The organism is Achromobacter sp. GW823-FHT04E03 (assembly GCF_058796095.1).
Window position 1 is genome coordinate 2039737 of the sequence record NZ_JBXAIJ010000001.1, and the last position, 12295, is coordinate 2052031.

Annotated in this window: 11 protein-coding genes and 3 tRNA genes; 5 read left to right on the plus strand and 9 right to left on the minus strand. The window is 64.8% G+C overall.

What is annotated here, in order from left to right; translation table 11 throughout:
* Window positions 1-34 precede the first annotated feature (34 nt).
* Together AC1RHV_RS09520 and AC1RHV_RS09525 are read left to right on the plus strand one after the other, a co-directional pair.
* Window positions 35-1477 (plus strand): DUF1254 domain-containing protein, encoded by a 1443-nt coding sequence (locus AC1RHV_RS09520; RefSeq protein ID WP_054453160.1) that lies wholly within the window; start codon window positions 35-37, stop codon window positions 1475-1477.
* Window positions 1478-1575: 98 nt separating this feature from the next.
* Window positions 1576-2352 (plus strand): hypothetical protein, encoded by a 777-nt coding sequence (locus AC1RHV_RS09525; RefSeq protein ID WP_054453162.1) that lies wholly within the window; start codon window positions 1576-1578, stop codon window positions 2350-2352.
* Window positions 2353-2432: 80 nt separating this feature from the next.
* Here AC1RHV_RS09525 and AC1RHV_RS09530 read toward each other — a convergent pair.
* The 9 genes from AC1RHV_RS09530 to cysS form a co-directional block, all read right to left on the minus strand.
* Window positions 2433-2509 (minus strand) — tRNA-Arg (locus tag AC1RHV_RS09530).
* A 75-nt stretch (window positions 2510-2584) separates the two neighbouring features.
* A tRNA-Arg gene (locus AC1RHV_RS09535) sits at window positions 2585-2661 on the minus strand.
* A gap of 100 nt (window positions 2662-2761) precedes the next feature.
* Complete coding sequence (mnmH, locus tag AC1RHV_RS09540) at window positions 2762-3826, minus strand: tRNA 2-selenouridine(34) synthase MnmH (RefSeq protein ID WP_054453163.1); 1065 nt, start codon at window positions 3824-3826, stop codon at window positions 2762-2764.
* 140 nt (window positions 3827-3966) lie between these two features.
* Window positions 3967-4059, minus strand: a tRNA-Ser gene (locus AC1RHV_RS09545).
* Between the two features lie 87 nt (window positions 4060-4146).
* The gene (locus tag AC1RHV_RS09550) at window positions 4147-5412 is read right to left on the minus strand and encodes an aspartate kinase (RefSeq protein WP_054453165.1); all 1266 of its coding nucleotides are present in this window, start codon (window positions 5410-5412) and stop codon (window positions 4147-4149) included.
* Between the two features lie 141 nt (window positions 5413-5553).
* Window positions 5554-6528, minus strand: a complete 975-nt coding sequence (gene tilS / locus AC1RHV_RS09555) for a tRNA lysidine(34) synthetase TilS (RefSeq protein ID WP_492300808.1) — start codon at window positions 6526-6528, stop codon at window positions 5554-5556.
* Window positions 6529-6679: 151 nt separating this feature from the next.
* Window positions 6680-7645 (minus strand): acetyl-CoA carboxylase carboxyltransferase subunit alpha, encoded by a 966-nt coding sequence (locus tag AC1RHV_RS09560; protein WP_042794478.1) that lies wholly within the window; start codon window positions 7643-7645, stop codon window positions 6680-6682.
* A 36-nt stretch (window positions 7646-7681) separates the two neighbouring features.
* Entirely contained in the window at window positions 7682-8326 is a 645-nt protein-coding gene (locus AC1RHV_RS09565) for a DNA-3-methyladenine glycosylase family protein (RefSeq protein WP_054453697.1), read from the minus strand.
* 20 nt (window positions 8327-8346) lie between these two features.
* Complete coding sequence (cysS, locus tag AC1RHV_RS09570; protein WP_175164063.1) at window positions 8347-9801, minus strand: cysteine--tRNA ligase; 1455 nt, start codon at window positions 9799-9801, stop codon at window positions 8347-8349.
* 351 nt (window positions 9802-10152) lie between these two features.
* Between cysS and AC1RHV_RS09575 the strand changes: the two genes are divergently transcribed.
* The 3 genes from AC1RHV_RS09575 to AC1RHV_RS09585 all read left to right on the plus strand — a co-directional run bounded on the left by AC1RHV_RS09575 (window position 10153) and on the right by AC1RHV_RS09585 (window position 12246).
* Window positions 10153-10836, plus strand: coding sequence for a tetratricopeptide repeat protein (locus AC1RHV_RS09575; RefSeq protein ID WP_054453172.1), 684 nt, complete (start codon window positions 10153-10155; stop codon window positions 10834-10836).
* A gap of 134 nt (window positions 10837-10970) precedes the next feature.
* A complete protein-coding gene (locus AC1RHV_RS09580) occupies window positions 10971-11480 on the plus strand; it encodes a peptidylprolyl isomerase (RefSeq protein ID WP_042794482.1) in 510 nt (169 codons plus the stop codon).
* Entirely contained in the window at window positions 11473-12246 is a 774-nt protein-coding gene (locus tag AC1RHV_RS09585; RefSeq protein WP_175214153.1) for a UDP-2,3-diacylglucosamine diphosphatase, read from the plus strand. Before AC1RHV_RS09580 ends, AC1RHV_RS09585 begins: the two co-directional genes overlap by 8 nt.
* Window positions 12247-12295 lie beyond the last annotated feature (49 nt).

Below are 12295 nucleotides of genomic sequence, written 5' to 3' on the forward strand. Positions count from 1 at the left end.
GATTTTCAACCCATGAGTCCGTTGGAGTGATCCTATGAAGCTAACGCGCCGCACATTGAATGCAGGTGGTCTTGCTCTGCTCGCAACCAGCGCCCTGGGCGCCGCCGCCCGGGCCGCCGATGGCCTGATCGCGGATCTGCCCGAAGGCGACGAGCAGTTCGGACTGGCGACCGATGTCTACATCTACGCCTATCCCCTGGTGACCATGGAGATGACCAGAAGAGTCATCACCAACGTTGCGGAGCCCAAGGGCACGCGAGCGCCGATGGGGAATCTCATCAAGCTGCGCCAGTATCCCGACGCCAAGTTCCGCGACGTGACCGCGCCGAACGCCGACACGCTGTACACCACTTCCTTCTTTGACGTCGGCGACGAACCCTGGGTCGTCAGCCTGCCCGACATGAATGGACGCTATGCCCTGTTTCCGATGCTGGACGGTTGGACGACGGTGTTCGATGTGCCTGGCAAGCGCACCACGGGCACGGGTGCGCAAACCTTCGTGGTCAGCGGCCCCGGATGGGAGGGCTCGATTCCGCAAGGCATGGTCCAGTACAAATCTCCCACCAGCATCGTGTGGCTGCTGGGCCGCATCTACTGCACCGGCACGCCGGAAGACTATGCGCAAGTGCACAAGCTGCAGGACGAAGTGAAGCTCTGTCCCTTGAGCGCATGGGGCAAGGACTGGACTCCGCCCGCGGGCAAGGTCGACCCTGCGATAGACATGAAGACCTCGGTGCGCGAACAGGTCAACAACATGGACGCGGTCGAGTACTTCAGCTTGTTTGCGCAGCTGCTCAAGCGCAATCCGCCCAGCGCCGCCGACGCGCCCATCGTCGCGAAGATGGCTTCGATAGGCATCGTGCCAGGACAGGACTTCGACAAGAGCAAGCTCGACCCCGACATTGCGAAGCGCGTTCCGCAGGTGGGCTTCGGACGCATCATGACGCACTTCAAGTCCAGCGGCGGCGACATCCAGGACGTGGATGGCTGGGGCTTCACGACCAAGACGGGCATATACGGCACCAACTACCTCCAACGGGCGCTGGTCACCGCGATCGGCCTGGGCGCCAACCGCCCCCAGGACGCCGTTTATCCCACGTCCCTGAAGTCAGACACCGGCGCCATCAAGCGCACCTACAACGGCTCGGAGAAGTACGTGCTGACCTTCAAGAAGGGGCTTACGCCGCCAGTGTCGGGCTTCTGGTCGCTGACGATGTATGACGCGCGCTACTTTTTCGTCGACAACCCGCTGAACCGCTACTCGATCAGCGCGCGCCAGCCCCTGAAGGCCAAGCCCGACGGCTCGATCGACCTGTTCATACAACATGAATCGCCCGGACCGGACATGGAGTCGAACTGGCTGCCTGCGCCCAAGGGGCCATTCATCCTGATGATGCGTCTTTACTGGCCCAATGAAAGCAACCCGTCGATCATCGACGGCTCCTGGACCATCCCTCCCGTAAGACGGGTCACCTGATACCTGGGTTACGCCGCACCGGCCCCTGGCCGGTTTTGCGCTCACCGCAGGCGTGATGGATGCGATTCATCACGCCTGCCGTTTGGGGAGGGTTTGCAATGAAAAAGAAAATCATGGGCTGCCTGATCTGCGGGCTGCTGCAAGCCGGGACTGCGCTGGGCGCCGAAGCGGAGCCCGCTTCCGCAGCGGGTACCGTGCCTTCGAACGAATGGCAATTCTCGGTCACGCCCTACTTCTGGGCTGCCGGCCTCTCCGGCAAGGTATCCCATTCGCGCTCGCCCGTCATCGACATCCACTCGGACTTCGACGAGCTGTTCGACAACCTCGACTTCGGCGCGATGCTCATCGGCGAGGCGCGCAAAGGACGCTACAGCGTATTCGGCGACCTGATCTACACCAAGATCGGCACACAGGGAGATACGCCGCGCGGCATCCTGGCCTCCAGTGCGGACGTAAAGGCATCCACGTTCGCGGGACTGCTCGGCGTCGGTTATTCCTTGCTGGAAAATTCACCGCATCAGCTGGACGTCGTCGCAGGCCTGCGCGTCTGGTCGGTCGACACCGACATCACGCTCAAGGGCTCGCACCTGAACGGCAGAACGCGCAGCGACGGCGCCACCTGGGTCGACGGCCTGGTGGGCGTGCGCGGAAACTACATGCTGAGCTCGAAGTACTACATCACCGGCTGGGGCCTGATCGGCGCGGGCGGCGCAGAAGCGGATTGGGATGTCGGCCTGGGTCTCGGCTACAACTTCAGCAAGAATGTCTCGGCGGCGATAGGCTATCGCGCAGTGGGCGTGGACTACAGCAGCGGCGGCTTCAAGTTCGACGCCGTGCTGCAAGGGCCGATGGCGGGCCTGACGATCCGCTTCTAGATGGCGGCGCAAAACAAAAAGGCCTTCGATACGAGATCAAAGGCCTTTCCATTTTCTTTGCTGTATTGGCCAAGTGAACTTGGCGCGCCCGGCAGGATTCGAACCTACGACCCCCTGGTTCGTAGCCAGGTACTCTATCCAGCTGAGCTACGGGCGCTCCGGCAAAGAGGCAAAATTATATCAGAAAATCTTGCCGTTTTTACTGCGTTTTCTACTGCACTTACTTCAAACTTGGCGCGCCCGGCAGGATTCGAACCTACGACCCCCTGGTTCGTAGCCAGGTACTCTATCCAGCTGAGCTACGGGCGCATTCGCGTTTAAAAGCAAGCCTTGAATAATAGCGTTATTTCGTGAAGCGCGCAAGTTGGGCACCGATTTATCCGACCACGGCGCCCACGACGAACCGCAGTCAGGCGGCGTCCGCCCTTGCATCCATTCTTGCCAGCAACGCCCTCGCCTGCTCCACCACGTCGCCGTCATTGGGCCTGAATTCCAAGCGCAGCGCCTGCGGCAATTGCGTGAAGTGCGCATGGCAACTGCGCGCATAGGCCGGATCGTAGTGCCGGTCTATGAGTTCCTGCGCCAGCTCGGCGCGCGCGCCGCTGTCGACCAAGGCCAGCCAGCCGTTCACGCGCTCGCGGCTGTGCAGGCCGATCATGCGCTGAAGCTGCGCCTTGAACGTTGCAGGGTCGTCGAACAGATGGGCGTAGTCCTGCTGCAGAAAGGCCGCGCGATCCTCGCGGCTGGAACGGACCTCGATGCAGGGGCTCGCATGCACCGCCTTCAATAGCGCGGCGGGCAGCGCGACCGCGCCGATCTTGCGGCTCTCCGCTTCGACGAACACCGGCCGCGACGCATCGAACGCCCGCAAGCTCTGAGCAAGCCGCGTGTCGAAACCCTTTTGCGAGGGCTGCGCAACACCGGCCCAGGCGCCCAGCAGCGACCCGCGATGCGCGGCCAGGCGCTCCAGGTCCAGCGTCTGCGCGCCGGCCTCTCCCAATGCATTCAACAAGCGCGTCTTGCCGCTGCCAGTGGGCCCGGCCAGCACGATGTAGCGCAAGCCCGCGGGCAGGCTTTCCAGCGCGTCCAGCGTGGCCTGCCGATAGGTCTTGTAGCCGCCGTCCAGCTGCCGCGCGCGCCACCCTATCATGTTGAACATCGTCGTCATGGAGCCGGAACGCGTGCCCCCGCGCCAGCAATAGATCAACGGCCGCCAACCCTGGCGCCGGTCGGCGAAGGTCGTGTCCAGATGCGCGGCGATATTGCGCGCCACCAGCGCCGCGCCGACGCGCGAGGCCTCGAAGGGCGAGACCTGCTTGTACAGCGTACCCACCACCACGCGCTCTTCATTGCTCAGCACCGGCGCGTTGATCGCACCGGGAATATGGTCATCGGCGAATTCGAGCGGCGTGCGTACATCGATGACTTCATCGAAATCGTTCAGCCGGTCTAGCGTGGCAAGCAGGTGTTTCAAGGAATCTGCGCCTGGAAGGGAATCAGCGATTTTCTCATGCGGCGCAGACCCGCCGCGAGCCCATGAAAAAACCCGCAATCACTTGCGCGATTGCGGGCTTTTTATCTCCGGTGCTGACCGAAGCCAGATCGGAGAGAATCTGGCGGAGATGGTGGGATTCGAACCCACGATGCAGTTTTTAGCCACATACTCCCTTAGCAGGGGAGCCCCTTCAGCCTCTCGGGCACATCTCCGAAGAGAACGAGATTCTAGCACGACTTTTTTCACTCTTGCCCGCTATCGGGCACTCATTGCAAAAAAAATCGTGCCGGAGTCTTGAATCAGGCCTTTTCGGCAGGCGCCTGGTCCAGGCCGAAGGCCTTGTGCAGCGCGCGCACGCCCAATTCCATGTACTTGTCGTCGATGATCACCGAGGTCTTGATCTCGCTGGTGCTGATCATCTGGATGTTGATGCCTTCTTGCGAGAGCGTCTGGAACATCAGGCTGGCCACGCCCACGTGCGAGCGCATGCCGATGCCGACGATGGAGACCTTGGCGACCTTCTCGTCGGTGGACAGTTCACGCGCGCCCACGGCGGGGATGACTTCGCGCTTGAGCAGATCAACGGCGCGGGCGAATTCGTTGCGGTTGACCGTGAACGAGAAGTCGGTCGTGCCAGCCACGGACTGGTTCTGCACGATCATGTCGACGTCGATGTTGGCGGCGGCGACCGGGCCCAGGATGGAGAAGGCGATGCCGGGCTTGTCCGGAACGGCCAGCAAGGTGATTTTGGCTTCGTCGCGGCTGAAGGCGATGCCGGAGACAACGGCGGCTTCCATTTTTTCGTCTTCCTCAAAAGTAATCAGCGTGCCCGAGACCATTTCTTCTGCGAGCGGGATAAGCGGGTCGGTCAGCGAGGACAGGACCCGGACCGGCACACGGTATTTGCCGGCGAATTCAACCGAACGGATTTGCAGGACCTTGGAGCCCAGCGATGCCATTTCCAGCATTTCCTCGAAGGAAACGACGGCCATGCGGCGCGCTTCGGGCACCACGCGCGGATCGGTCGTGTAGACGCCGTCCACGTCGGTGTAGATCAGGCATTCGTCGGCCTTGATGGCGGCCGCCACGGCCACGGCCGAGGTGTCGGAACCGCCGCGGCCCAGCGTGGTGATGTGGCCTTCCGGGTCAACGCCCTGGAAGCCCGTAACGATGACCACGCGGCCGGCGTCCAGATCGGCGCGGATGCGCTCGTCGTCGATCGACGAGATGCGCGCCTTGGTGAACGACGAATCGGTGCGCACAGGCACTTGCCAACCGGCATAGCTGCGCGCCGGCACGCCTTCGGCCTGCAGCGCGATGGCCAGCAGGCCGCTGCTGGCCTGTTCGCCGGTGGCGGCGATCATGTCGAGCTCGCGGCTGTCGGGCTGCGGCGTAATCTCGCGCGCCAAGCCGAGCAGGCGATTGGTCTCGCCCGCCATCGCCGACGGAACAACGACAACCTGGTGGCCGGCAGCGTGCCACTTCGCGACGCGACGCGCCACGTTCTTGATGCGCTCGACCGAGCCCATCGAAGTACCGCCATATTTGTGAACGATCAGGGACATCTCGTACTCTGGCTGGGAACCCGCCGCAAAAGGTTGACGGGCAAAGCCGTATATTCTAGCGCGGCGGTAAAAATTTGCGCAGCTTGTGCAAAATTCTGTCCACAGCGCGATTATTTGGGGACATTGGCGCCGCTGATCCGCTTATTCCCGGGGTTCGACCCAGACCCTGCCCCGGTGGCAGCGGATGACGTGGCCAGCCTGTTCCACCCGCAACTGGCGGTCATGGCCCAGGCTGTGCAACCCGCGCAGCTGACGCAGCAGATCGCGCATCCTGGCGTCGGTCGGCATGCGGGCGCCATTGCGTTCCAGCCAATGGCGCAGCACGTGCGCCTGCCGCGCCTCGGACAGCCCGCGCCACGCCTGCAGCGAAAAGCTGGCGCCGTCCTCAGAAGGATCGAGCGCGGCGAAATCCTCCCGCGCCACCTCATCCAGAATCTCGGCCGCCTCGCCCATGTGGCGCGCGTGGCGCGCGACGATGGCGCGCCACCCGGGCCAGCGGGCATCGAGCGCCGGCGCCAGCAGTTCGCGCAGGGCAGCCCGGGTGTAGTGCGGATCGGTATTGGTGGGGTCCTGCACCGGACTCCAGCCGCTGGCTTGCGCCACCTCGTCCGCCGCATGCAGGATCGCTTCGCGGCCGATTTCCAGCCAGGGGCGCAGGTAGACCAGCCCATCGCGCCGGGACAGCGGCGCCATGGCTGCCATGCCGACCAGCCCGGTGCCGCGCAGCAGACGCAGCAGGACGGTTTCGGCCTGGTCGTTGCGATGATGGGCCAACAGGATATGCGTCACGCCCTGCTCTCGCGCCAATTGCGCCAGTGCGGCGTAGCGGGCGTCGCGCGCGGCCGCCTCGATGCCCTTGCCCGCGGCCTGCGCCACCTCCACGCGCGCCACCGACAGCGGCAGCGCGAGCATGTCCGCCAGCGTGCGCGCATGCTGCGTCCATGCGTCGGCGGCGTCCTGCAAGCCGTGGTGCACATGGAACAACGCCAGATCCATGCCGAGTTCTCGTGCCACGGGAGCCGCGTGCACGGCCAGCATGGCCGAATCGGCGCCGCCGCTCAACGCCACGGCGATGCGCGCCGGACGCTCGGGCAAGGCCAGCAAGGCGCGGCGCAAGGCCGCGGCAAGCTCGGCCGACACGGGAAGGGAATGAACTACGCCCGCCGAGGCCCGATGCGGAGGATCGGACGCTGGGCGGGCGTTCATGGCGGGATGGCGCGTGGCGCTAGGCCGCGGCGCCGGCGGGGATGCCGGCGCGCTGCCTGCTTCAGGCGCGCACTTCCTGGTAGGCGCCGTAGGACAGCAGGCGCTGGACGCGCTGCTCCACGAGCTGCTCGGGCGTCATGCCCTGGAGCTGGCGCAGGGCATCGCCCAGCGCGCGGCGCAACAGGCGGGCCATGACGCGCGGGTCGCGATGGGCGCCGCCCACCGGTTCGTTGACCACGCGGTCCACCAGGCCCAGGTCCTTCAGGCGCGGCGCGATGATGGCCAGGGCCTCGGCGGCTTCGGGCGCCTTGTCGGCGCTGCGCCACAGGATCGAGGCGCAGCCTTCCGGAGAAATCACGGCGTAGGTCGCGTACTGCAGCATCAGCACGGCATTGCCCACGGCGATGGCCAGGGCGCCGCCCGAGCCGCCTTCGCCGATGATGGTGCAGATCACGGGGACCTTGAGCTCGGCCATGGCATAGAGGTTGTGGCCGATGGCTTCGGACTGGCCGCGCTCTTCGGCGCCGATGCCGGGATAGGCGCCCGGGGTGTCCACGAACGTGAACACGGGGATGCCGAATTTCTCGGCCAGGCGCATTAGCCGCAGGGCCTTGCGATAGCCTTCCGGACGCGGCATGCCGAAATTGCGCGCGGCGCGTTCCTTGGTGTCGCGTCCCTTCTGGTGGCCGATGACCATGCAGGGCGTGCCGTTGAAGCGCGCCAGGCCGCCCACGATGGACTGGTCGTCGGCGTACATGCGGTCGCCGTGCAGCTCATGGAAGTCGGTGAACATTTCGCGCACGTAGTCCAGCGTGTAGGGACGCTGGGGATGGCGGGCGACCAGGGCCGTCTGCCAGGGCGTGAGCTTGGCGTAGATTTCCTTGGCCAAGGTCTGGCTCTTCTGCTGCAGACGTCCGATCTCGTCGGAGATGTCTACGGCCGAATCGGCCTGCACGTAGCGCAGCTGCTCGATCTTGTTTTCAAGCTCGGCGAGCGGTTGTTCGAATTCCAGAAATGTATTGCGCATGTAGTGTGGTTCCGTAGATGGGCTGCCTGGCTTGCGTCAGTATTGGACCGGAGTCGGATCCAGACTGCGCCACAGATACCAGGTCGCCACGGTACGCCAGGGTTGCCACGCCAACGAGACTTCGCGAGCCTCGAAGCGAGAGACAGGCTCGCCGCTGAAATAGTGTAGCGAGATTGCCTTGAGCAACCCGGGATCATCCAGCGGCAGGACATCAGGCCGCTGCAGATTGAAAATCAAAAACATCTCCGCCGTCCAGCGGCCTATGCCGCGGATGGCGGTCAATTCGGAAATGACGGCTTCGTCGTCCATTGCCGCCCATTTCTCGGGATGGACCCGGCGTTCGCCGAAATGCACGGCCAGGTCCAGCACGTACTCGGCCTTGCGCTGCGACAGCCCCGCCGCGCGCAGGCCCTCCAGGCCGACGCGCAGCACGGCGACGGGCGTCGGGCGCTTGCCCACGGCCTCGATGAACTGGGTCCAGACGGTGTCGGCCGCCTTGCTGGACACCTGCTGCCCGATGATCGCCCGCGCCAGCGTCACGAAAGGCGTGCCGCGCGAAGTCAGCCAGACTTCGGGATGCTGGGGAATGATCTTTTTCAGGATGCGGTCGCGCCGCATCAGGTGGGCTACGGCGGCTTCCCAGTACTCGGGCTTGGGAATCTCGAGGTCGACGGTGGACATGGCGGGCGGGTCCTGCGGGTTCAAGCGCGACGCCATTGCGTCACGCCGCCCGGCTTGTCGTCGAGTTCGATACCGGCTTCGCGCAGTTCCGCACGGATGCGGTCGGCTTCGGCGAAGTTGCGGGCGGCCTTGGCGGCCGCGCGCGCGTCGATCAGGGACTGGATGGCCTCGGCGTCCAGCGCACGGCGCTCGCCCTGCTCCATGGCGGCCGCCGAATAGCGCGTGGGCGACTGGAAATAGGCCGCGGGATCCTGCTGCAGCAGGCCCAGCAGGGACGCCAGCGCCTTCAACTGGCCGGCGCTGCGCGCGCTCTTGTTGCGGTTGGCGTCGGAGGCCAGTTCGAACAAGGCTGCGACCGCGCCCGAGCTGTTGAAGTCGTCGTCCATGGCCGCCTTGAAGGCCTGGGCCTGCGGCTCGTTCCAGTCGATGCCCTGCGTATCGGCGGGCACATTCTGAAGCGCCTGGTACAGGCGGTCGAGCGCGTTCTGCGCGTCGATCAGGTTGTCCGGCGTGTAGTTCTGCGAGCTGCGGTAATGGTTGCGCACGATGAAGAAACGCACCATCTCCGCTTCGCGCGGGTTGACGCGGTAGACGGCCTGATCGGCCGCCGGTTCTTCCTGGGCGATGGTCTGGCGGATGGTGCGGAAATTGCCCAGGGACTTGGACATCTTGTCCGAGTCGACCATGAGCGGGCCGCAGTGCATCCAGATGTTGGCCAGCGCGCCACCGAAAGCGCCCTCGGTCTGGGCGATCTCGTTTTCATGGTGCGGAAATTTCAGGTCCGGACCGCCGCCGTGAATGTCCAGCGGCAGGCCCAGCAGCGACTTGCTCATGGCCGAGCACTCGATGTGCCAGCCCGGACGGCCCAGGCCATACGGCGATTCCCACTTGGTGTCGGCAGGCTCGTCGGCCTTGGCGGACTTCCACAGCACGAAATCCAGCGGATCGCGCTTGGCCGAACCCACGGCCACGCGCTCGCCGGCGCGCAGGTCATCCAGCGTCTTGCCGGACAGCTTGCCGTAGCCGGGAAAGCCGCGCACGGCGTAGTTCACGTCGCCGTCGTCGGCCTGGTAGGCCAGGCCGTTCTGCTCGAGCTTGCCGATGATGTCCAGCATCTCGCCGACGTACTCGGTCGCGCGCGGTTCGCGGTCCGGCGTCTGGACGCCCAGCGCACGCTCGTCGGCGTGCATGGCGTCGATGTAGAAGTCGGTGACTTCGCCGATGCGGCGGCCGGTCTCGACGGCGCGGCGGATGATCTTGTCGTCGATGTCCGTGATATTGCGCACATAGTCGACCGCCAGTCCGCTGGCGCGCAGCCAGCGCTGCACGACGTCGAACGACACCAGCATGCGGGCGTGGCCCAGATGGCAGAAGTCATAGACGGTCATGCCACACACGTACATGCGCACCTGACCAGCCTGGGCCGGCTTGAACGGTTCTTTGGTACGCGACAACGTGTTGTAGATTTGCAGCATGGCGCTTATAGGCTTTATCTAAGTTTTCCGTGGCGGTTGCGGAAAGTTGCTGCCGAAGGAAAATACCTTCGGCGCGTGCCGCCGGGTCGGATTCCAATCCCGCCGATTTCGGTCCTGCGATTTCGGTCCCGCGGTTTCGATCCCGATCTCTGCCTCGGGCCATAATCCCACTGGCGCCGACCGCCCCGAACCCGCATTCCGAGCCCGCATTCCATCAACGATATCCCGGGGCTTCGTCCCCGATGTCGAGCCAAAACTCAACCGGGGCTAAAATGGCGGTCGTCAAGTATAGCAAGCGGCCCGGTCGCGCGCGTAAGCGTCGGCCTGCCAAGACTTTTAACGGATGCCCAAGTGACTATCAAGCCGCGCTTTCGCGTCGCCCTGCTCGCCCTGGCCCTTGCGGGCGCGCCGGTTGGAGCCTCTCTGGCCCAGTCGATGGCCGGCGGCGGGGGAACCAACCCCAACGCCAGCCGCACCACCCTGGACCCCATCCCGCCCGAGGGTGGCTGGGACAGTCTGGCCAAGCTGCTGGAAGCCGCCAAGCCCAGCGTCGACACCCGCCTGACGCCCTCGGCCTCGCAGATCACGACTTACATCGAGCGCCTGCTGAACCACGGCGACAACGAAGAAGCGCTTGCCATGATCGAAAAGCGCCAGGAACAGATCAAGGACCAGCGCGGCACCGACGTGCAACTGATGTTCCAGCACGCCCGCGCGCTGGCGGCCCTGAACCGCACCAACGAAGCCATCGACGTCTACACCGAGATGACCAACCGCTTTCCGGAGCTGCCGGAACCTTGGAACAACCTGGGGGCTCTATATGCAGGGCGCGGCGAACTCGACCGCGCACAGGACGCCCTGTCGATGGCCCTGCGCGCCGATCCCAACTATGCCGCCGCCCGCGCCAATATGGGCGATCTGCAGCTTCTGCAGGCCTTGAACACCTACAAGAAGGCCGCCCGCGATGGCGTGCCCGGCATGCAGGAAAAGGTCCGCGAAGTCGAAACCATGCTGAAGGATAAACACGGCAAATGATGTCCCGCTACTCCCCCCTACACCTGCTGCGCCTGACGGCGTGCTCGTTCGCGCTGGCTGCATTCGCCCCAGCGCTCGTCAGCGCCGCCCCCGCGGCCAATTCCTCCACCTCCACCTCTGAAGGCACAAAAGCCATGAGCACCAACCCCCGCGTCAAGCTCCAAACGAACCAAGGCGACATGGTCATCACCCTGGATGCCGCCAAGGCGCCCAAGACCGTCGAAAACTTCCTGACCTACGTCAAGGAAGGTTTCTACAACGGCACGGTGTTCCATCGCGTGATCGATGGCTTCATGATCCAGGGCGGCGGCTTTGAGCCCGGCATGAAGCAGAAGCAGACCCATGCCCCCATCGAAAACGAGGCCAACAACGGCCTGAAGAACGACAAGTACACCCTGGCCATGGCCCGCACCAGCGATCCGCACTCGGCCACGGCGCAGTTCTTCATCAACGTGTCCAACAACGACTTCCTGAACTTCACCGCGCCCACGCCCAACGGCTGGGGCTATGCCGTGTTCGGCACCGTGACCGAAGGCACGGACGTGGTCGACAAGATCAAGGGCGTGAAGACCGGCAACAAGGGCTTCCACCAGAACGTCCCGAACGAAGACGTGATCATCGAGAAGGCCGAAGTTCTTGAATAAGATCGCGCTGTCCGGCCCCATCTGGCTGGCATCCGACCTGCATCTGGGACCGGCCACGCCGGCCACCTCGGAGGCCTTTCTGGCCTTCCTGGAGGCCGCGCGGGAGGAAGCCGGCGCCCTGCTGCTGCCGGGCGACATCTTCGACGCCTGGATCGGCGACGACGTGATCCGCGCCGCGCCGCCGTGGCTCGCCACGGCGCTGACGGCGCTGCGCGACACCGCCAGCCGGATTCCGGTCTGGCTGGGCCGCGGCAACCGCGACTTCCTCATCGGGGAAGAACTGGCCCAGGCCCTGGGCGCCAAGCTGCTGCCCGAACCGGCGCTGCTGGAAACGGATTACGGGCAAATCCTGCTGACCCATGGCGACGAGTTCTGTACGGACGATGCCGCCTACCAGCAGTTCCGCAAGATGGTCCGCGATCCGCGCTGGCAGGCCGAATTCCTGGCCAGGACGATCCCCGAACGCCTGGCGATGGCGCAGCAGGCCCGCGGCGAAAGCCAGGCCGCCAACCAGATGAAGTCCATGGAGATCATGGACGTCAACGCCGCCGCCATTGAATCCGTCTTCCGCGAGACGGGCGTACGCGTGCTGGTGCATGGCCATACCCATCGCCCCGCCCGCCACGTGCTGGAAGTGGACGGCAAGAAGCGCGAGCGCTGGGTCCTGCCCGACTGGGACTGCGACCACGTGTCGCCCGCCCGCGGCGGCTGGCTGGTCATCGACCAGGACGGCCTGCAGTTCTACGACCTGGAAACGGAAGCGTAGCCCTCGGGCGCACCGTGACGGAAAACAGCAAGGGCCGCGCAAGCGGCCC